This is a genomic window from Chitinophaga sp. sic0106 (assembly GCF_019219075.1).
GTDB lineage: Bacteria > Bacteroidota > Bacteroidia > Chitinophagales > Chitinophagaceae > Chitinophaga.
This window is the reverse complement of record NZ_JAHUWJ010000005.1, coordinates 230,662-250,702: the sequence shown is the minus strand read 5'-3', so window position 1 is coordinate 250,702 and position 20,041 is coordinate 230,662. Positions and strand designations below refer to the sequence as shown.

The 20,041-nt window shown below is 43.1% G+C and carries 28 protein-coding genes; 13 read left to right on the top strand and 15 right to left on the bottom strand.

Features of this window, described 5'->3' with window-relative positions:
- Positions 1-59 precede the first annotated feature (59 nt).
- Positions 60-956: a toprim domain-containing protein gene (locus tag KW844_RS10050; protein ID WP_218376592.1), complete on the bottom strand. Its 897-nt coding sequence runs from the start codon at positions 954-956 to the stop codon at positions 60-62.
- Positions 957-1,121: 165 nt separating this feature from the next.
- Between KW844_RS10050 and KW844_RS10045 the strand changes: the two genes are divergently transcribed.
- Together KW844_RS10045 and KW844_RS10040 are read left to right on the top strand one after the other, a co-directional pair.
- Entirely contained in the window at positions 1,122-1,397 is a 276-nt protein-coding gene (locus tag KW844_RS10045; RefSeq protein WP_218376591.1) for a hypothetical protein, read from the top strand.
- 7 nt (positions 1,398-1,404) lie between these two features.
- Positions 1,405-1,746, top strand: a complete 342-nt coding sequence (locus tag KW844_RS10040; RefSeq protein WP_218376590.1) for a hypothetical protein — start codon at positions 1,405-1,407, stop codon at positions 1,744-1,746.
- A gap of 86 nt (positions 1,747-1,832) precedes the next feature.
- On the opposite strand, the gene KW844_RS10035 is transcribed toward KW844_RS10040, so the two are convergent.
- The 9 genes from KW844_RS10035 to KW844_RS09995 all read right to left on the bottom strand — a co-directional run bounded on the left by KW844_RS10035 (position 1,833) and on the right by KW844_RS09995 (position 5,545).
- Positions 1,833-2,126 carry a hypothetical protein gene (locus tag KW844_RS10035; RefSeq protein ID WP_218376589.1) on the bottom strand — a complete coding sequence of 98 codons (294 nt, stop codon included), beginning with the start codon at positions 2,124-2,126 and terminating at the stop codon, positions 1,833-1,835.
- Positions 2,127-2,185: 59 nt separating this feature from the next.
- Entirely contained in the window at positions 2,186-2,983 is a 798-nt protein-coding gene (locus KW844_RS10030) for a DUF3560 domain-containing protein (RefSeq protein ID WP_218376588.1), read from the bottom strand.
- A gap of 63 nt (positions 2,984-3,046) precedes the next feature.
- Positions 3,047-3,355: a J domain-containing protein gene (locus tag KW844_RS10025; protein WP_218376587.1), complete on the bottom strand. Its 309-nt coding sequence runs from the start codon at positions 3,353-3,355 to the stop codon at positions 3,047-3,049.
- A 3-nt stretch (positions 3,356-3,358) separates the two neighbouring features.
- The gene (locus KW844_RS10020) at positions 3,359-3,601 is read right to left on the bottom strand and encodes a hypothetical protein (RefSeq protein WP_218376586.1); all 243 of its coding nucleotides are present in this window, start codon (positions 3,599-3,601) and stop codon (positions 3,359-3,361) included.
- Between the two features lie 22 nt (positions 3,602-3,623).
- Positions 3,624-3,995, bottom strand: a complete 372-nt coding sequence (locus tag KW844_RS10015) for a hypothetical protein (RefSeq protein WP_218376585.1) — start codon at positions 3,993-3,995, stop codon at positions 3,624-3,626.
- A gap of 52 nt (positions 3,996-4,047) precedes the next feature.
- The gene (locus KW844_RS10010) at positions 4,048-4,482 is read right to left on the bottom strand and encodes a hypothetical protein (protein ID WP_218376584.1); all 435 of its coding nucleotides are present in this window, start codon (positions 4,480-4,482) and stop codon (positions 4,048-4,050) included.
- A gap of 65 nt (positions 4,483-4,547) precedes the next feature.
- Entirely contained in the window at positions 4,548-5,024 is a 477-nt protein-coding gene (locus KW844_RS10005; protein WP_218376583.1) for a hypothetical protein, read from the bottom strand.
- Positions 5,025-5,035: 11 nt separating this feature from the next.
- On the bottom strand, positions 5,036-5,239 hold the full coding sequence (locus KW844_RS10000; RefSeq protein WP_218376582.1) for a hypothetical protein: 204 nt from the start codon (positions 5,237-5,239) through the stop codon (positions 5,036-5,038).
- 57 nt (positions 5,240-5,296) lie between these two features.
- Positions 5,297-5,545, bottom strand: a complete 249-nt coding sequence (locus KW844_RS09995; protein WP_218376581.1) for a hypothetical protein — start codon at positions 5,543-5,545, stop codon at positions 5,297-5,299.
- 653 nt (positions 5,546-6,198) lie between these two features.
- On the opposite strand from KW844_RS09995, the gene KW844_RS09990 reads away from it, so the two are divergent.
- From KW844_RS09990 to KW844_RS09975, 4 genes are all read left to right on the top strand, one after another.
- Positions 6,199-7,203 carry an AraC family transcriptional regulator gene (locus KW844_RS09990; protein WP_218376580.1) on the top strand — a complete coding sequence of 335 codons (1,005 nt, stop codon included), beginning with the start codon at positions 6,199-6,201 and terminating at the stop codon, positions 7,201-7,203.
- Positions 7,204-7,438: 235 nt separating this feature from the next.
- Entirely contained in the window at positions 7,439-7,918 is a 480-nt protein-coding gene (locus KW844_RS09985) for a MauE/DoxX family redox-associated membrane protein (RefSeq protein ID WP_218376579.1), read from the top strand.
- 58 nt (positions 7,919-7,976) lie between these two features.
- A complete protein-coding gene (locus tag KW844_RS09980; RefSeq protein WP_218376578.1) occupies positions 7,977-8,345 on the top strand; it encodes a hypothetical protein in 369 nt (122 codons plus the stop codon).
- Between the two features lie 144 nt (positions 8,346-8,489).
- Complete coding sequence (locus KW844_RS09975; protein WP_218376577.1) at positions 8,490-9,008, top strand: hypothetical protein; 519 nt, start codon at positions 8,490-8,492, stop codon at positions 9,006-9,008.
- Between the two features lie 100 nt (positions 9,009-9,108).
- On the opposite strand, the gene KW844_RS09970 is transcribed toward KW844_RS09975, so the two are convergent.
- From KW844_RS09970 to KW844_RS09955, 4 genes are read right to left on the bottom strand one after another with little or no spacing between them, the layout of a single operon-like run.
- Positions 9,109-9,603 carry an antitoxin Xre/MbcA/ParS toxin-binding domain-containing protein gene (locus tag KW844_RS09970; RefSeq protein WP_218376576.1) on the bottom strand — a complete coding sequence of 165 codons (495 nt, stop codon included), beginning with the start codon at positions 9,601-9,603 and terminating at the stop codon, positions 9,109-9,111.
- Between the two features lie 20 nt (positions 9,604-9,623).
- On the bottom strand, positions 9,624-10,985 hold the full coding sequence (locus KW844_RS09965) for a RagB/SusD family nutrient uptake outer membrane protein (protein WP_218376575.1): 1,362 nt from the start codon (positions 10,983-10,985) through the stop codon (positions 9,624-9,626).
- A 13-nt stretch (positions 10,986-10,998) separates the two neighbouring features.
- Positions 10,999-14,208 carry a SusC/RagA family TonB-linked outer membrane protein gene (locus KW844_RS09960; protein ID WP_218376574.1) on the bottom strand — a complete coding sequence of 1,070 codons (3,210 nt, stop codon included), beginning with the start codon at positions 14,206-14,208 and terminating at the stop codon, positions 10,999-11,001.
- Positions 14,209-14,242: 34 nt separating this feature from the next.
- Positions 14,243-14,821 carry a TlpA disulfide reductase family protein gene (locus tag KW844_RS09955; RefSeq protein ID WP_218376573.1) on the bottom strand — a complete coding sequence of 193 codons (579 nt, stop codon included), beginning with the start codon at positions 14,819-14,821 and terminating at the stop codon, positions 14,243-14,245.
- Between the two features lie 287 nt (positions 14,822-15,108).
- Here KW844_RS09955 and KW844_RS09950 point away from each other — a divergent pair, with 287 nt between their 5' ends.
- The 3 genes from KW844_RS09950 to KW844_RS09940 are packed head-to-tail and all read left to right on the top strand — an operon-like array spanning position 15,109 to position 16,249.
- Positions 15,109-15,441 carry a helix-turn-helix domain-containing protein gene (locus tag KW844_RS09950; RefSeq protein ID WP_218376572.1) on the top strand — a complete coding sequence of 111 codons (333 nt, stop codon included), beginning with the start codon at positions 15,109-15,111 and terminating at the stop codon, positions 15,439-15,441.
- A gap of 11 nt (positions 15,442-15,452) precedes the next feature.
- Positions 15,453-15,869: a helix-turn-helix domain-containing protein gene (locus KW844_RS09945; RefSeq protein WP_218376571.1), complete on the top strand. Its 417-nt coding sequence runs from the start codon at positions 15,453-15,455 to the stop codon at positions 15,867-15,869.
- Positions 15,866-16,249, top strand: a complete 384-nt coding sequence (locus tag KW844_RS09940; RefSeq protein ID WP_218376570.1) for a helix-turn-helix domain-containing protein — start codon at positions 15,866-15,868, stop codon at positions 16,247-16,249. Before KW844_RS09945 ends, KW844_RS09940 begins: the two co-directional genes overlap by 4 nt.
- Before the next feature lie 17 nt (positions 16,250-16,266).
- Here the strand turns inward: KW844_RS09940 and KW844_RS29380 are convergent, their stop codons facing one another.
- Positions 16,267-16,650, bottom strand: a complete 384-nt coding sequence (locus KW844_RS29380; protein ID WP_218376569.1) for a helix-turn-helix transcriptional regulator — start codon at positions 16,648-16,650, stop codon at positions 16,267-16,269.
- 129 nt (positions 16,651-16,779) lie between these two features.
- On the opposite strand from KW844_RS29380, the gene KW844_RS09930 reads away from it, so the two are divergent.
- The 4 genes from KW844_RS09930 (at position 16,780) to KW844_RS09915 (ending at position 20,032) form a co-directional block, all read left to right on the top strand.
- A complete protein-coding gene (locus KW844_RS09930) occupies positions 16,780-18,009 on the top strand; it encodes a hypothetical protein (protein WP_218376568.1) in 1,230 nt (409 codons plus the stop codon).
- Positions 18,010-18,032: 23 nt separating this feature from the next.
- Positions 18,033-18,338: a hypothetical protein gene (locus KW844_RS09925; protein ID WP_218376567.1), complete on the top strand. Its 306-nt coding sequence runs from the start codon at positions 18,033-18,035 to the stop codon at positions 18,336-18,338.
- Positions 18,339-18,350: 12 nt separating this feature from the next.
- The gene (locus tag KW844_RS09920) at positions 18,351-19,076 is read left to right on the top strand and encodes a hypothetical protein (RefSeq protein ID WP_218376566.1); all 726 of its coding nucleotides are present in this window, start codon (positions 18,351-18,353) and stop codon (positions 19,074-19,076) included.
- 92 nt (positions 19,077-19,168) lie between these two features.
- On the top strand, positions 19,169-20,032 hold the full coding sequence (locus KW844_RS09915) for a HEPN domain-containing protein (RefSeq protein WP_218376565.1): 864 nt from the start codon (positions 19,169-19,171) through the stop codon (positions 20,030-20,032).
- Positions 20,033-20,041 lie beyond the last annotated feature (9 nt).

Genomic DNA, 20,041 nt, shown 5'->3' with positions numbered 1-20,041 from the left:
CGCAGATGTTAGTCATGTCCCGAAGCCCTGGAGAGCAGGGAGCCAGTCGCCCGGATAGACTACGGGCTTCGGCGTTGTTGTTGTTGGTGGTGCTGGTGCTGCTGTTGTGGACGGTTGTTCAGCATCCATTCGTTGAGGTCTTTTGACGGTGCATACAACTTGCGTTCATCACTGAATTTATGGCAGTCTATGGCTAATGCCTGCTTGGTAAATTTGTCGCCGGATTTGTCGTTGTCGAGGTATAATTTCACACGATCATGGGCTGTCATGCGGGAAATATTATTGTCGAAAAAAGAGAGAGAATTTAGTACTAGGAAATTGCTGGATGGCTGCTGTTTGTTGCGGTTGATCGCTTGGTGAGAAAGGAAGTTAAAAAAGCCCTCAAATACCGCTAGTTCCCCGGATTTATTATCTATAAACGTGGAAGTTTTGGGGGAACTACTGGCTTTGATATACTTGTTGCGAAGCTCATAACCACCTGCATCATTTTTGAAGCCGAGGGCATAATAGTTTTTGCCTTTGAGGTTGTAATGCACCTCCTTCAAATATCGTTCTGCTGTATCTAGCGGAATACCACGTTGTCGCACATACTGAATGAGAGGAATTGAGGTTATGGGCTTTACCCGGCTGACAGTAATTTCGCCGTCTGTTCTACTGGAAGATTCCTGCTGCGGAGCAGGTCTGAACATTGGTGTGTTCACGTCCAGCTTTTGCAGAAAGTCCTTCACGGAACATTTGTGGAACTGGATGCCAAAATCTATCAGGTTGCCGCTGTCACCGCTTCCCCAATCCTTCCATTTGTTCATCTTGCGATTGATCTTGAAGGAGGGCGTTTTTTCCTCTGGACGCAATGGAGAGATATACCAGTAATGAGGTTCGTTGATCGTCTTCGGCTGGAAACCAATTTTGGTGAGATAATCCACCATGTCCAGCTCTTTAGCTTGCTCTATTGTCATAACTCACATTTTTCACTTCACAATTCAATATTGCAGATACAAAAGTAGATATGTGACACAGGCGAGAACATACCACTGCAAAGAAGGAAGTAGGTGAAGTATCAATGCGACGATGGAAGCGAATATTTTTACGGAGAAATTATTTACTCACAAAAACAGAAGTGTATGTTAAGTGCGAAAGATGTTGTAGTAGTTTTTGAAACATTACTTGCAAGCCCTGGAATGGGTGATTCGGTGAAGGTGAGCGTTAACCAACCACGGAAGTTAATCCTGCTTCTGGTGAAGGTGATCGATTCTGGTTTAAAGAACCGCGAAGATGGGCTACTTGCCGGGATGGATGAAGGCACCGCTGATGCGATTAAAAGTATCGCAGATGAATTGCTCAAAAAAGCAGGTCTGACCGAACTAAACGAGAAAATTTCTTTGTTAACGCAGAAATGATTGTGGTATGGAAAACAATGTGCTGGCGTGGGGAAAGGCTTCGCAAATGGGGCTGCGTCCGAAAGACTATCCGTATGAAAAGAAACTGGTACCTACAGGAATGGTGGTTGCCCGATTAGATTTTAAAATTTGGGCAAAGAAGGTCATGGGGATAAATGGCTACTTCTCTCAGGAAGGAGGATTAAGATTTCAGCTAACCGTTTTTCTAAATAAGCGGTTGCGAAATTACAAACTGAATAATGAATCCATAGACTTCGCCTTTTGCCCTGTTGATTGCCGATATGAATTGAAGATAGGGATAAAGAAAGACAGACCTTTTTTGGAGAGTATACGATGTTTGGAAGCATAGATTGATTTTAATTTGGGCAGTGGGAAGCTGCCGCTGTGCGTCGCTGTTTGGCGATGGTGAAAAGCATGGCGGCAGCTTTTTCGCATTTAATACAATCCTTTCTTCCACATATCGAAAAGCTCTTTTTCTGCATCTTCAATATTGGAGAAAATCGGGTGCATCCATTGTGTAAGGACTTGGTATTTCACTTCGCCACTGTGAGTGATTTCGAGAAAGAAATATCCATCGAGATAAACATGAAATGCAAGAACATCACCTTCATCCATAAGATCAGGAGCGTAAGGGTATTGCTCAGGATCTGCGACCGCATCCTGTGCCGTAACCCGGTTAGCTGACCGGCAAAATACATTGTAGGCATTTTTCCTTTTACGTATTGACATATAGCTGTTTTTGGGAGTGAGAAAATGGCGGCGCCGGGAAAGGCGCCGCAGGTCAGCAATTATTTGTCGCCGTGTTCAGCCTGATACAGTCCGGCCACCATGTAAGCATGATTTACCGCGCTGTTGCTGATGAACTGTTGCCAAGCGTTACCCTCTGATCGAGAAAAACGGAAACCACGATCACGGAGCCGCTTTCTTATATCTTCGCCGGGAATCTGAGGAAAGAATAATTGAACACGGTTTGCCTCTGCATTTACCACTACGCGCACACCGTTGATGGTTTTCTCAAAAGTTTTAAGTTGTTCCATCCCTTCCAGTTGTACAATACGTTGCTTTATCCGCCGGATATTGGCATTGTTATTTTTGAGGGAGTAGTGAGCAAAACCGATTGTATTCATGCAATCCGGGGTTGTGATTTCCTGCCAGATTTTTTCCGACGCGTGTGGCAGTTTCATAAACGCCTCCTTGTTACCGGATTTTACGCATTTGTTTGCTTCCTTCATGAAGTCCTGCGCACTCTGCAAGGATGCGAGTTTGTTCCTGAGTTTCAGGAGTGCCTGGGGATCGTCTGATGATATGGCATCGTTGGCCTCTATCGTAACGGCCTTGCTCTCATAATACTCTGCTTTGTCACTGGCTGCAAAAGCCTTTCCGTAGGTGTTGTGTATTTTCTCGCGGTAGTTACGATCTCTCTTTTCTGAGTGATGACCCACAAGAATAGGCTGGCCCATTGGAATAGCTGATGCCATGTTTTTAGCCTGGTCATAAAGCTGATTAGATTCCTTTTGCAATTTGACCGCTTTTTGTTTTGCATATTCGATGCGGTTTTGTTTTCGTTCTTCATAATTGTGTTTCATAATGATGCGAGTTTGTAGCCTGCCCTCCATGTTGTCTAAGGGCAGGCCGGTTAAAAAAATGTATTAGGAAAGAAGTGTGTAAGCCGCGATTATCTTCTTACTCATGGCTTCGGCTTCGGTGAGCCGGTGTTGATTAGTATCAGGGTGCCACTGACGAATTAGCTGGCGGAATGCTTTCTTAATTTCTGCTGCGGATGCCCCCTGTTTAATTCCGAGTACCTCATGCGGAGTTTGTACTGCATCGGTAATTATTCGGGTTGCATCTTCCTTGCTCATACGTTGAGTAAAGGCATCCCGCCAGCTTTGAGGACTGCCGTAACCGCTGGCCGTGTCGTATGTTTTGTAACCATCGAGAAAACCTTTCTTTGCCATAGCTTACTCGTTTATCAGGTTTGCTTCATATGGCGTGCATTTGCCGGGTAGTCCGAGGGCGGAAAGGTGTTTGCAGGTACGGTGCGCTTTCCATCCCGGACAGGAGCAGGCCCAATGCCTGCCCTTTATGTTTTGCGAGATAACGTAAAGACGGTTGGAGCTTTCGCTCTTTACGTTGAATCGGTGTTGCCATTGGTCATTGTCGGGCAATGCCATATCAGGCCGTACATAAATTGTCGGTTTCATTTCGTTTGTATTTAAGCGGGAGTTAAAAAATGAGCTGATAGGCGAGTTTAAACTTCTCGTTAGTGGTTTTGTGTTCTACGTACTGTTGCAGGCAGTGACAGGTATATAAAGCTATCATGCCATCAAAAAGCTGATCTGCAAAAACCTTTGGAGATTTAGCCAATTTTTTCCCGTACTGCGTAATGATTTGGCTAGTTTCAGCGGCGTAACTCAGCCAATGATCCGGGCCGATAATTGGATTTATTTTCCACTGTTTACGGAGTTCATCAGGAGCGGCGGTAATGCCATCAGAAAAAGATTTTGCGAAGTCAAGAAAGCCGGGGATTTCTTCGGGTAAAAGTTCACAGATTAACTTCGCCTTGTGAACGTTGTACATTTGATTAAGTGCAGGCATGTGATAAGATTTTAGAGTGAGAGAATGAGCGCGGATTGCTCCGCGCTGGTTTTTATTTCAGGAAACCTTGTTGTTGGATATTTTGGAACCAGAAGTTGGCAAAAATGCAGTGCTGATGTTGGTAGCCCGGCCAGAACGCTTTTACTGTATTGTTTTCAATCTCCATGCTTTCCTCATACAACCCGCGATTGTCTTGCTGGTACATCTGCGGGCATATGTGGAGATTTTTATAATCTGTCGGCTCCTTCCGGCAATCAACCACTAAAAAGCACATTTCAGGATCGCGCATTAGATCACCGTTTAGCTCGTAATAATGGCAAAGGCTGTAGAGTGTACCTTCTCCGGCTGCTGTAGTTATATACCTATTCAGCAATTCCACTGTTAAAGGCATGAATCCGGAGGATTCAAGTTTTATATGGCATCGTGTACCTAACTTTTCTAAGATTTGGCTAAATACTTTCGTCGCCTGTTGATTTATCTTTTTCATGATTAAAAATTTATACGTGAGAAAGAAATAGAGAGCGGAGCGGCGGTTGTGCCGCTCCGTTATGTTCATGCTTCGTTAAGTTCTTTTTTGTATTTTCCTTGCACGGTCTGAGAACCGTATTTTGCGCGGATTTTTTCAAGGGGTGCGCCATTGCCACGCACTTTAAAGGCTTCATTTCTGTAGAACCATGCAATTTTTTTTGAGGCGAAAATGAAACCGGCATCTTTCAGGTTTTCCTTTACGGGTTTGGTGTTACCTGTTACCCATATCCAGTTGCCTACTAGCTCAATGGTGATACCGGGCAGGTGTATAATTTTTTCAATGACGGCGCGGTATTCTTCGGATAGTTTCAATTCTTGGTCTACCTGTTCATCAGTCATACCGGAACCCTTTGCAATGAAAGCGCAGGCAAACGCATATTCTTTGTTGATCTCCTGCATAGTAGCGGTATCTCCGCCCATGTCTGGATGATGTTCTTTTGCCAGTTCGCGGTAAAGCGTTTTTACTTCTTCTAAGGTTTTGCAACTATTGAAGTATTTCATGACTTGAATTTTTAAATGTTGAAAAGGGAATAGTTTGCAGCGGGGGCAGGTTTGCTGTTACGGGTGCTATGCTTGGCGCGGAGATAACCTACAGCCACATCATCATTTTTGAATATCACCCACGCGGAAAGCAGGGCTTTAGATCGGTCTGTATGACGGCGGCGCTGAATCTCCCATGACATGCGCATTAAGCGGCTAAGTGTTGTAGTTTTCATGTTTAAAATTTTTGATAGTGAGGAATAAAGCCGGGGCGTTTCACCCCGGCGGTGGGCTTATTGATCGGAGTTTTTCAGCAGTTCATTTAACTTTTGCTTCACTGCTTTTGCGGTTTCGCCCTTCCATGAATGAGCATTGCCGAGGAAGTAACAAACAATACTCCGGGCGCTATCTTCAAAAAAGTGATCGCTGATACTGTCCAGCGTTTCCATTGCGGACAGGTAAGGTTTCGCGGTGTAGTGTATGTTCTTCCAGTCCGCGCGGATGATCTTTGCGATCTCTGATAGATTGTTAGGAATTTGCATAACGAAAAAGTTTTGAGTTAAACATTGCGGCTTATTATGTGCGCCGCTTTCTTCTTTTTCGCACGCAAAGCGTATTAGTGTTTTCAGGATGCCAGAGAACTGCCCGCCAGAAAAAAAATTTCTCCCTGAGTCCCGTAACTATAAAAGCCAACGAGGGGAGAAATTTTTTTTCCAGGGCTGTTCGGCGGCATCCTGAAAACAGTACATCTATTGTGAACTTTATGGAATAGAGTGAGAATCGTATGTACGTGGGCGTTGTTATAAAGTGGTATGGAATCCTATGCAAAAGGAAAATCTGAAAATGGACATGGTGAGTAGGCTAACATGACGTACAAGAGTGCGACGCAACGGGGGTTTAATTGATGTTCCTATGCCGACTACCCAAAAACCATTAACTATTAGCGCGAGTGTCCATTATCAATAAAAAAGTTTACAATAATTTATGAATTGCCATGTAATCCAATGCCATACTAGATAAATATGTGAAGGATTGTTGCAGAGCTGTATATAATTAAATGAGAGGAGTTTAGTAAATTTATATAGGGGCAATATAACCGGACAATAACCCCATTATTCAGTAATCATTTAAAAACCCGCAAGAAATGCCAGCAACTCATTAACAGGAAACCATTAATCATTTAAACCCACCCTATATGTTTACCTTATCCGAACGGACAAAGGGAATAGTTAGCTTTATGCCAAATAATCCCCAAGAATTGCCTCAGTCCTACATTCCCGGAAGCCTCGCATTCCAGTCCACAAACAATTTTGGCGATTTTTATTATCAGGAAGTGCAGCAGGAAAACTTCACCATCTGGCGAAGTTCTTATCATCCACATGAAGATGTTTCATTGCGGGTGAAAAGAAACATGGAATGGCTCGGTTTTCGGCTCATGCTGAAGAAACACATTGCCCATGTGTTCCTGGGGAAGCCGATTGGGATCATGCAGGGCCAGATGCACTTTGCCTATTCCCCGCTGACAGATGTTGAGCTGCTCTTAAAGGGAAATGAAATTTATGAGGTAGTGGATATGCAGGTATCGCCGGCACTATTCAGTCAGCTAAAACTACGGGGCCGGACGTTTGATACCTTTTCTTCCATGATTGGTTCAGACAAACCGGTGTGGATTTCAGAGAAGCCTGCATGGAGTGACTATACAGTATTGGAGGGAATGGAAGAACTATTACAAGATCCCACAAAAGAAGGTATAGCTAAGGAAATAGTGCGACAGGTAGTGCATACGCTTATCAAAAACAACGGGCATGATAAGAAGATAACGTATGACCAGGTGGAAAATTTGTACCTCGTAAGGGAGATGATAAGAAAAAGATACCCGGAAGCAATGACATTGCAGCAATGGGCGAAGGACACCCGGATGAACACTACAGACTTCAAGTATAAGTTTCGTCAGGTTTTCGGCATTACACCCTATCGCTACCTGATGTATGAAAGAATAAAAGCAGCAAAGCAGATAATGCTTTCAGACCCACAGTTACCCCTAAGCGAAGTAGCAAGGCAATGCGGATTCCGTACATACAATAATCTTCGGCGGGCATTCTATCCGATGGAGAAAACAAAGTTGACCGTATGGCGGGACAAGAATTTAGGAATGGCATTTCAATTGCTCGTTGAGGCTATGCTGTTCGATTTGTTGTAAAAACGGCTATGTGTCAAAAAGGCAATTTTTTACATCAAAAAGGAAATTTCAGTATTACCGTATTGTTATCAATGGAACAGCTTATTACCTTTATTACAGATTTAGCAGACAAACAGGAATATTGTAGCCCGCAGCTTTAGACAATCGCAGAGGAACTCTTAATTACCAACAACAGATTGGATCAAAAAAAAATAAGGATCATCCTTATCAGGGATTGTTTTGCCTAAAACAAAAAATGAATACCCACAAAACATACCGCCCATCACTAACCGAAAGGACGAAATGGACATTGACTGTTGAATCAATTGCAGCAGTTATAATGTGTCTGTTTCTATTTACCGGCCTCGATAAATTGTATAATTATAAACAGTTCAGAGATGCGTTGAGTAAATCACCGGTATTGGGGAATGTGGCGGGCTTAGTGGCGTGGTCACTACCAGTAGCAGAAATTTTTATAGCGACGGCACTTTTTATCCCGACTATGAGAAAGACGGGATTTAAAGCCACGATTCTTTTACTGGCAGTATTCACTATTTACCTGAGCTATATGATGGCATTTGCACCGAAGTTGCCGTGCATGTGTGCAGGGTTGCTGGAATCATTGTCCTGGAAGTCGCACATCATTTTCAATGCTGTCATGATCGTATTGGCAATAATAGGAATTGTTGCCAGCGGTAAAAGCTCCAGCGTGGGAAGTCGTGCGCCACCTTCGTAACGTGGGTTATCGTCCGGTTTTATCTAAACAATATTTATAACAGCTAAAATTTCATGTCATGAAGAAGTATTTGTTCGGCATACTTGCCGCAGTGGTAGCCTTTACAGGCGTTGCTTTCAAAGAAGCAAAGAGTTCCAAACGTGCAGATATGTACGTGTTTGAGTTCAAAAGCTCCCAACCCTATACACAAGGTAATGTACAAAATACCTCGAACGCATATTGGGAATACAAGGGTCTGAATCTGAGTGGCTGCGCCAACATTAACCAAAAAGCCTGCCGCGTGCTGGTGAGCGCCGATTATGTTGATGATCCGGATAGCCCAACGCAACTATCCGGTGTTTCGATCACAGCAACGCAAAGCGGAACTACGGCACACGTAACCGGAATTTCCGGTACCGGAAATCTGTATTCCAATCAGGCGGACTGATTAATTTTTAAGCAGACAAAAAAGGCTACCTCCTTTGTAGAGGGTAGCCTTTTTGTCGTGAGCCAGAATTTTCGTATAACTGTTGTTCAGTGCGGATTTGAAGCGGATAAAATCAGTAAATTGCTTACAAATAATTATAAGAACATGCGAACCACTTTCTATGCACTGATTGCACTGTTGCTGGTGTCCTGCGGCTCTCAGCAATTGACGAAGGAGAAAGCCGCAGAGATCATTTCAAAAAAGTACCCGAAAACTATTGATTGGGAAGTATTCACCGCTGACCCGAAGCACGCAGCTCGCGCCCTGGATTCAAAGCTGGAAGATGAAGGGTATATTAAAATAGCGAAAACACAATCACTTGCCGACGCTGGAAAGCCCTTTATCAGCTTCACCGATAGATCAGGGCCATACTTACTACCTGTCACAGATAAGGATAAAGAATACAGTATCCAGCGGGTAAAGGTGAGTGAGCTGCACTTCAAAGAGATCACAGATGTTGTTGAGCAAGCTGACGGAAAACAAACTATCGTCGAGTACACCGTTGAACATCGTCATAATACGCCGTTCGCTAAGCTATCTCACTATAAATTGGAGGGCGAAAAAAAAGAAAGGGCTGTGTTCACACTGGCTGATGATGGATGGAAGATGGTAGAGAAAAAGTAATTCGGAAAATTGAGGGGCTGCCGGTCGGTAGCCCTTTTCATTAAAGGAAGAAAGAAAAGAAGGCGGCTTACGAGCCGCCTTCTTTGGAACTATAGCTGGATCATACCGCATTCGTATTTCTAAGCGGAAACTGATAACATCTTTTACAATGCAGGTCAGCGTGCCATCTTTCCGCCAGTTTGCGTTTTAGAGCATATTCTACAGCTATTACACCTGGGTAGGTTTCAAGTACCTCTAACGGTTTTCGACCTGACAATTCCCGGCACGGGGTTCTAAGCCATACGGTCGCTTGCTGGTGAATGGTAATAGCATTGTATAGCAAACTAAATACTTCTACATATTGGATGAACCGGTCGGCATAACAATCCGCAAGTTTGTGGTCTTCTCGCCAAAGGTGTAAAGTCCGATGAGTTACTGCCAGTAAAACTGCAAGTTCTTGCCAGTTTAGTTGAACTAATTCCCTGAAAGCGGATAACTGCACCTTGCGAACGCCCTGATGGAAAATGCTTTCTTTTTCTCTCCATGACAAATTGTGAAAGCCTACTAAAGCGGAGTAGTTTCGTTTCGCATTTTTTTCTTCTAAGAATCTCGTCATTGTAAACCTTTTTCCTGCGATTATGGATTCTGAGGTACTCTATCACTTACTATGTCTTTTGGAAGTGGCAATGCAAAGTATCGGTCGTTCGGATTCAATTTGTAGCTGGTACCATTCACAATACGTTGCAGTGTAATATTCCGTCTTTCCTTGTTAAGTCGTTTTATATCCACCCATCGTACCCCGCGCATGTAAAGTTCTTTGCGACGTTCTTCGAGAACCATTTGTAGTGCTTCTTGGCTGTCAGCGGGCGCAATTACCGGCGGGTCGCTCGATTCATTCCACCGGGCTGTCAGTAATGCACGAAGGTCAGATACAGCCTGTTCTACCTGTCCGGTTCTGGCCGCTCCTTCCGCCCGAATCAGATATAGTTCATCAGTGGCAATGCCTGTGAAGTATTGCCATTCATTACCGGTGTAACTACCTTTGAAATGGTAAATGGTGTCCTCCTTCGTGTAGAAAGCCGCAAGGCGGAGATCCTGCGGGTTGTACAACTTTATGAGATTGGAATCTATGGCTATGCTGGAAGGATTGATAATATAATTGGTGGTTGTCATTTCCGAATAAAATAGTATTTCTTTATTGAACATACGGAAAGGGACTTGCTCGGTGATGCTGCCGTTTATGTCGGTATCACCATTGAAGTTCATAAGGTCGCTTTTTATTCGCAGGGCAGCATCCGCATAGAAATAGGCACTATCATAAATGCGCATAGAAAGATACGTCCGGGCCAGCAGACCATATGCAGCCGCTTTCGATGGCCGCATTGGAAGCAGCGGTAGATCGGGCAGAAGTGCGGCTGCTTCTTTCGCGTCCTGTAACACCTGGTCATACGACTGCTGCACTTTCGCCCGTTCACTAGGTTCATTGAAGTCAGAGGTCTTGCGTAATACTATGCCTAAATCGTTTGCTGCCGTGGATGCGTCATAAGCTGGTGCAAAAGTCCAGAGCAATTGCTGATAGTAGTAACTGCGAAAGAACAGGGCAGCGCCCTTTATTTGGTTCCATTCTGCCGCGTTGCCGGACGAAGGGATTTCTTGTAGCTGTTCCAGACAGAGATTGGCGACAAAGATCGGCTCGTATGCTATAGACCAATCATTTTGAAAGACGTACTCTTTTACCTTCCATGTGTAGATTCGTTGCAGCTCCACTTCAATATTGTCGAATTGTGCGCCGGGCAGAAAGTAATCATCACTGGATGCTTCCCCGAAATTGGGAGTTCGTTGCATGTTCATACGATTGGAATTGTCCAGTAGCGACTGAAGGTCGGTGAGGCTTTTCGGAACAGTCAGCGTATCATCAGGCTGAACCTCTAAATATTTGCTGCATCCGAGAAGGCCACCTAAAAGACCAATGAGAAATATTTGTGCGATAATTTTCATGATTATATGTTTTTTAAAATGAGGCACGGATGCCTACTGAGAATGTTTTAGGTGTCGGTAACCCATTGGGGAAATCAGGGTCAAGGTTATGGTCATTTGCCCGCCATAAGATGCCCAGGTTAGCAACATTGATGTAAAGCTGTATTTGTTTCATAGTAGAGATCCCGAAGGGTCGAACCGGTGTATACGTCAGGTTGATGTACTGTAGCCTGATATGGTCGCCTTTAAGCGCATTGATAGTACTGTAAGCATAAAACATATCACGGGTTCCATCTGCGGGATAATTAAAAGCAGGCACCGTGGTACGGTTTTCATCACCGGGAAACTGCCATCGATCTGTATACTCTTTATTGCCCATCGATCCGGCAACGATACCGGAATAGGAAATAGATGGTTTGCGAAAATAGTAGCCGAGTTTGTACGCGATATTTACCGCTAAATCAAAATTGGCGTAAGAGAAAGTGTTAATTAAACTGCCTGTAGATGTTGGTATCGATGAGCCTACATAAACGATGCTTGGCCGATCTCCATCTTTCCCGGAGGTCGATGCCAGCATTGCTGCATAGTCGGTGCTTATTGCACCATTCAAATAGCCCTGCGGGTTTCCTTTTCCGTTAAGCCCCGCCCACTGGAAGGCTGCGATTGCATACAATGGCTTTCCGATCACCGGAGTGATACTTCTGCCTCCGCTCAACATGGTATTGATCGTTTGAGCAGATTCGTCAAAGTATTTTGTCGTTTTATTACTGACGTAGTTGTATATCGCCGTAGTATTCCATTTCAGCTTTCCTTTGAGGTTATTGCTATTCAGTATCACATCGATGCCATTACCTCGCATGTCTGCGACGTTAGCGATAATGAAATTCGATGCACCCCATGCAGTGTAATCGTAGGGCATCGGCCCATACAGATCGGAACCTAGTTTGCGGTAGTAATCGATGCTGCCGGACAGGAAGTTGTTAGAGAATTGTACACCTATATTCAGTTGTTTAACGGTTTCCCAACGCAGTCGCGGGTTGTTCAGCGTGGAAACAGTGGCAATGGGCAGGTTTGTGAGAGGATCAACGGAATATACAGCGACCGGCATTGCAGTGCGTGTAATATCAACATTACCTGATGTTCCATAGGTAGCCCTGAGTTTCAACTGTGGGAGCCACTGAAGCCTATAAAATCCTTCCTGAGAAATATCCCATCCAAAGCCCGCAGACCATAGTGGTTTCCACCGATCATTTGTTTTCACTCCAAAAGCATTGCTTCCATCGCGCCGTGTACTAAGGGAGAAACTATATTTTGCTTGGTAGGAATAGTTCAGATTGGCGAAAAGAGAAGCAAAGCGATTCGTCGTACTGGTCGGCAGCCCTGCATCAGAAATAATTTGGTTTCGACCTGTAATGAAAGTTGGGTAGGGATTGATGAAATCCATTTTTGCATATGATAAGGGCTGCGCGTTATATCCGTAATAGATATTTTTGTAACTGTCGGCTTCAATATCCTGAATCTCAGCCCCGGCAAGTGCTACTATGCTGTGGTCTTTCCAGCCCCGGCTGAAATCAATTTGACCACGCAGGTTCTGGCTGCTTCGGTTGGTGAAGGTTGTACGGAGAATATCGCCTACAGGTACAATATGGGTTATTTCACCCGTGGATCGGTTGACCTGGCTAAATAGATTTATGGTGTTTCTGGCATCAAAACTATTAGCCCCTGAAAGGCTTTGCAGGTTGGTACGCTGCCGCTGGTACTGATATAAGATGCTGCCCTGCAGAAATGGTAGTATTTTGTAGGTGGCTGTGATATTTGCGATTATCTCGTCTGTTCTTGTTGTCGCCCTGCGTTGGTGGTATTCATCCAGCGGGTAATATTTCCAGTCGAGTAATTGACCTGCCCCTGCCGTATCTACATAGCTATCCCGATAGTATTTCGGAACAGGCAAGGATTTACCTGCTGCATCAGCAAATGAAAGATATGGAGCATATCTTCCATTTACACTTGCTACTGTACCGAAACTCTCTTTGCCGCTGGTCGCCTTGCTATTAGTGTAGTAGGCGTTCACATCGACCTGTATTTTTTTGGAAAGTTTCATCGAATTGGATAGATGCAGGTTTACTTTGTCATATGCGGCGCTCAGATTATCGATATTTCGGTCATACGCTCCGGCGAGTAACCATGTCATACTACTGCTACCTCCTGAAAGGCTTAGTGAATATTGTTGAGTGACGGCAGGGCGGTAAAAGTGTTCCTGATACTGAGCTTTGCTGTCTTGTGCTTGCAATGCTGAAACCTGCGCCGCGCTATCCGCAGCAGAGATCAAGCCGCTCTTCCGCTTCTGAAGCACTTCGATTAGTGGTGGAACTGGTACGTACCGGCGGTTCAATGTAGTGTTGAAGTAGTTTTTACCGAATAGGAATGCTTCAAGCCCCATGTAGTCTTGTATGCTCATATCCCGGAGGTTAGAAAGATCGGGCTTATCCTGAACGATCAAGCCAGAAGAAAGGGAAATGGTTGGTTTTTGATTATAGCGTCCTTTCTTGGTTGTAATGACAATCACACCATTCCCGGCCCTAGCTCCCCATATGGAAGCGGCAGCGGCATCTTTAAGAACAGTGATATTTTCAATGTCGTTCGGATTGATATTTGAAATATCACCCTGAAAAACGAAATTGTCCAGTACAATCAATGGGTCTAACGATCCGTTGATTGTACTTAATCCACGGATATTTATTCCGGTTCTATTGTTGTTACTGTTGGCATTACCATAGCCGGGGTTAAAGTTGAGGCCCGGCGTAACATTCTGTAGCCTGTTAAGGATGTTGGTTCCGGTTTGCTGGTTTAGTACCTTATTGTCGATAAGGGCAAATGAACCGTTGACCTGGTTGGGCTTTATTCGCTGGTAGCCTGTACTGATCGTAACCTGCGAAAGTTCTGTAGCAATAACATTCATCACAATATCTAATGATTCGCCCGGCTTTGTGATGGGCATCCGAAGTGGGCTGTAGCCGATATGTGTAAAGGTCAGGGTATCGGGTAGCTGTGATATGGATAGGTTGAAAGTGCCATCGTTTCGTGTGGTGGTTCTGACGCCGCTTTTCTGTGCCGATACCGAAATACCAGCCAGCGGCAGTTGTTCATTTGAATATACACGTCCCCTGATCTCTACACGGGTTGTCGGCTGTGCCAACGCCACAACGGTAAATAAAAAGAAAAATCCTACTAAAATCAATCTCATTGAAAATTGTGTTTTGGTGAAAAATGGTGTGGTGTCAGTTATCCCTGTCGTACCTGTCGCCTTTAATCGGTTCTTTTAGTATTTTTCCACTCAGTGCTTTTCGTATGTTGGTGGCCGTGATTGCCTCGAAGCCGGTAATGGCTAACACTTTTCTATCACCTGAAATCCAAACGTAATGCGGTAGGAATATGTGAGGGAATAATTTGAATGCTGTTGTATCATTGACGGCAGTGCGAAGGGCAAACTGCTGGCCGTTCATTTTCTGCCAGCGTTGGAAGAAATTAGTTAGTTGACGGGCGCTGTCCTGGGTGGAACGTATGCTGTTGACCAGCAGGAAGATTACCTGTCCTTTGTATTGGTTTTCTAAAGAATCGCTTTTAGGGAACATGCGGATGCAGCTTCCGCACCATGTAGCCCAAAAGTCGAGGATCACCAGCTTTCCGGTATAGTCACTGAGCTTGGCAGGTATGCTTTTCTTCCAGAGCATAAACGAAATATCCGGTACCGTGTCGCCAATAGATAACGGAGCGTGTTTAGCCAGATGAAGATCCTGAGCAAAGGAGCATCGTGCCGGCCACACAAGGGCCAGCGCAATGAAAAGAAGTAACTTCATGCGCGATTGTGAATTAATTAAGAGATATTATAATATATGGGCTTTTGCCATGCCAGTTGCCTTTCCCCGATCTCAATAAACTGTGATTGTGCGTATGGTTAGGGAATTAGTATTCTAGGCAAATTATGCGATGTTGTGCAACTTTTGTGCGATTTTCGGTTGACTTTAACTGGAATTTGGTTGACTTTTACTATATTGTGGTTAAAATATAAAGTATGGTTTCAAATTCCCCGGAGGTTAAATCGAATAAACATCATGGAAGGAATATCCAAAAAATTAGGGTTTACATGAGCGTTAAGCAGGAAGCCCTAGCTGCTGATCTTGGGTTATCGCAACAAGGCATTTCTAGTTTGGAAAAACAAGAGGTAATTGACGACGATATGTTATCAAAGGTGGCAGATGTATTGGGTGTATCGGCGGAGATGATCAAAGAATTTGACGAAAAGAATGTAATAAACAACATAAACAATGTACGGGATTGTACCTTTTCTGACAACTCGATAAATTCAGTCGCGGGCACCTTCAATCCCGTTGAAAAAATCGTTGAATTGTATGAAAGGCTGCTGACAAGTGAAAGGGAAAAAGTTGAAATTTTAAAGAAAAAAGATAACAGTAATTAATTTAGCACAATATGGAAAAAACATTAAATAGCACAAATACTGCTCATATAGGCCGCAAAATAGAACGGGTGAGGCGGTTACGAGGATTCTCTCAAACTCAACTTGGGGAAAGGCTTGGTATGTCAAAACAGGCTGTTTCAAAATTGGAACAGACGGAAAAAATGGATGACGATAAAATAAGGAAGGTAGCCGAAGCTCTTGAGGTAACGGAAGAAGGGCTAAAAAATTTCCATGAGGAACGTGTATTGTATAACACTATTAACTTCTACGATTCAAGCGGAGTATCAGCATCGGGAATTTGCTCTAATAATATTGAGAACTTGAACACATTCGATATTCATCAAGCAATGTCATTGTACGAAAAACTCATTGCTGGAGAAAAGATAAAAGCGGATAAATTGAGAAACAAGAAATCAGGCGATCAATGACAATAGAAAAACCTAAGACTATAAAGCATTTGGGAAGGAGAATAGGAAGCATTCGCCGGTTGCGAGGCATAACAGAACATGAATTTGCTATTGCCCTGGGGGTAACAGCTCAGGAAGTATCAATGCTGGAACAACTTGAAAATTTGGACGTTGACAGGATCAGAGAAATTGCCTCAGCGTTGGGGGTAACAGAACAGGGGTTGCTTGATTATAATGAAGACATGGCACAGTTTAATACGATCAACTTTTATGAAAATTGTGGAGTGAACACAAATACTGTGGCAAATTACTATCATCACACGGTAAACAATAGTCAATATGAAAAACTTACAGAAACACTGGAATTGATACTTAAAAAGCTCGATGCAAAGTCGAGCTAAAACAAACTGCATCCCCTTCATTCCCAAACTACACTTCCCTCCAATTCATTCAGCTCACCTATTAATTTATGCAGTTCCCGCTCACTTATCAATAATCTTTCGTATAGTTCTACAATCTTAATCATATATACATCAGGGCAAAAATTGTCCTGTTTTGGACATTTAAGAACGATGTTGTTGAATACTGAATGGGGCATCTGAAGCAACCAGACAGGAACCTGCAATACAGCAGCAATGCGATTTAAAGTCGATATATCTATTTTCCTTCTGTTTTCCATATAGGAAACTCGTTGTTGGTTCCAGTCTTTTCCCAACTTCAGTGCCATTCGGCTCTGCCGCAGCCCCATTATTAGCCTTAGCCTCCTAACATTTTCTCCTTCATTTATAGTTGAATTTGTCATAAGCGAATAAAACCTTCACAAGTATATAATTTTCAACTTTTGTAAAAGTCAACCGGTTAGTGGTAAAATACAAAATTGAAAATTCTGCTTTCAGTTTGAGAACGCCGTGATTTGCGAGAAACAAAAATCATGGTTACAACTAAATCATTTCCGAAAGCTGCATCTAACATTGTAGCAATCCCATTTGACAAAGACAAGGGTATATCGACGGAACAATTGATGAAGCGTTGCGTGGACGCTGAATTAATAAACGAGTTCCATTCTCCTTCCATTAAATTCATTCAATACAGAAACCATCAGCTTGTATTGAAATGTACTTTTTTTACAGGCGACTATGATGTAAAGTTTAAAGCGTCTGAAAAAGAACTACAGGTTACTTGTAGCTGCAAAGGAAAGCACACCGGTGTTTGCATTCATATTTGCAAAACCGTTGCAGTAATAGTAAGTAGATACGGTAAATACTATTTCGCTCAGTTGTTGCCGAACCGCCAGTTTGATCTTGCTTTTAAATATCAATATGGATTTGATAAGATCGAAACTGAAAGCGGGATCTACTTAATGCAAAGGAAGGAGGTAAAGCAGTTGTTTCCTTTCGATAAGCCAAATTTTCCTTTGGCCCTGGATGATATATTATCACTCAAAGTTCCCTCAGAAAAGAAGATGCCGGAGAAGCGAGAAGCGGTTGCCTTCTTGTTAATGTTACCATACGCAGGAAAACAACCACCCTTTATAGTTCCAGCTTCGGGTAAAATGAGCAAGTCTAATGATAGAATCACATCATGGACTAAGTTTTTACCTGTATTAGATGAAGAAGCTGAAAAATCGATCAGTGTACATCAGCTTGACCTCGTTATAAAAGGATCACAGTTGCGAGAGCGGTCTGAAGAATTTGGGAAGGAAAATAACTATTCCAGAATGCCTAAATGGAATCAAAAAATGCTGGCAGCTTTTAATGAATGGAGAAACATCTACCCCTTGTTGCAGAATGAAATATTCGTTTATTCATATACATATTTCGGAATTAGAGCGATGAAAATGCGACCATCAAAATCTCATGCAAGTAGAATCACGGTTTCAGTGGAGAAACCTGAAGTGTATTTTAAAATGGTTTATACAAAGGAACGATTTCAACTAACTATGGGGGTTAAAATAAACGGCAGGCCATTATCATCATTTGACGCTCACTATCCCTTCTTTGTAATCCATCAGGGAACCTTGTATATGTTCGATACGTATCAGGATGCGGCGATTGCGCAGTGGATGGTCAATGCTGGTCACATCACAATTTATAATGAGCATAAGAAAGAAGCTGCTGAGGCAATAATAAAACCGCTGGCGCAGAGATATACACTTTTATAGAGATTAAAAAATCCCATCTAATTATGACTGAAAAAACTGAAGGAAAGAAAAAGAAGCATTTAAAGGAGCTGCACTATCGGCAGTCTAGGATGCAGGAAAATAATGTTTTTTCTCCAATGGAAGCTGTGGATTCGTTTTTCAGCAATTTCACTTTACAGGAAGCCAGAAGCCACTTATGGGATTTCTACCACTCTTGCGTTGGTTACTATTGTAGGGAAGGAACACATCATGAGAATGCAGCGCAAGCTATTTTCTTTTATACTGAAACTGAGATGCTGATTGAAGCCGCTTGGTTAATCCGAAACGAAAAAGACAACCCAAAACGTTAAAAAATACTCCTTATGAATTATGCTGATGATCTGGATTTCGATTACTCCGATGATGATCTGTACAGCGGTCGCAAAGATAAGGAACGTCCGAACGGGAAGCGAGGCAGACCCAAAAAGGAGAATCCAGGTGTTCCGACAAAGCCGGGTAATTGGAAATCATTAGGTGTACGGCCTAAGTATGATCCTGTAACAAATGAACCTACATCGCCCTCTACTTTGGAGGAAAGGAATCGTTATATCATTCCTTCGTTGCCTCTGCAAAGATTCCAGAATGAGCCAGTGGGAAGTGGGGAGCGAAAAAAAAGAGTGGGCCGCCCGCCGGGAAGTAATAACCGTAGCAAAAAAAGATATGCTGTCGATTTACCAGAAAATGGCGACTGTAAGGAAGTACCCATATTCTCACCCTCGTATCGAAATCAAACAGAACGGCATCGGGAGCGTTACAATACTCCGTCAAACGCAGGATGCTCGTCACACCGAAGTGCCTACAATATACTGGGCGATTTGCAAACCACTATGGAAGATGTTTTGATAAAGATCAGAAATGAAGTAATGGAACAATGTAACTGGTCAATTTCTACTTACTATAGGAAACAGCATACTGATGCTAAACTATCAAACGCAGAGGCAGATATGATTGGATCGCTTGTACGTGAGAATATGGAGATACTCAGCTCACGAGTTGCTGACCTTATTGGTAAGATCAGGCCCATCAAAACGCCGGAAGGCACTTCGTAGCTTGCTATTCCTCGATAGTGAAAGATGGAAATAGCAACAGCACATTTTAAAAGTAAAATAATTGAATACTTATCATTAAAATCAATTTAGATATGCGACCGTTTAATTTATTCAGCACTCACAACAGTTTGTTTCAGAATCCGCAAACAGAAATTGTAAGGATCATAAAGAACTCCGTAGCCACAGAAATAATTTATTTACTTGGTTCGTCATTGTACCAACGACGAACAGAAACAATCTTTAATTGTACATCTCCTGCATCACATTACATGGGTGATTATTTTCTTCTCGTTATAACAAAAGATGGAGAAGGTAGGCGTATGAGTGAATGGGAGGATATTTTAGAACAGCGGTGTGCGCATATTGCAAGAGTGACAATAATTGTGATGGAGTTGCTACCATTCGTGGAAAAGTATAAAGAAGGTAACATATTCGCAACATCGGCACATAGCGCAGGTGCGGTTTTCTATGACGCTGGAAATGTGGAGTTGCCGGATTTGAATGATATTAAAGTAAAAGCACCACGCGACGGTCAGAAAGAATACAAAAAAACAGTCCATCGAGCAAAAGAATTTCTCGCCGGTGCTGACCTCTATCTTGCTCGTGAAGAAGGTGAACTTGCAACTTTCATGATACATCAGTGTTTTGAGCAATCACTTAAAACACTTGTATTAATTGGAAGCGGCTTTGTTGTAGATACCCATAGTATTGATCGGTTACTAAGGTATGCTGGATTGGTTACGTATCGTTTGCTGGAAGTTTTTCCTATTGACCAGGCAGACAGTAAAAAGCTGCTGGAAACGTTGCAAAAATCATATGTAGGTGCGCGATACGCTTATGACTTTTCTCCTCCTATGCTGTATGTCCTAAAATTGAAGGAGAAGGCCCAACTGGTGCTGGATATACTTATAGATGCAGGAAAGTCGGGGCTTCTGGATGTTCCTGAGCAGGAATAATATTGTAAA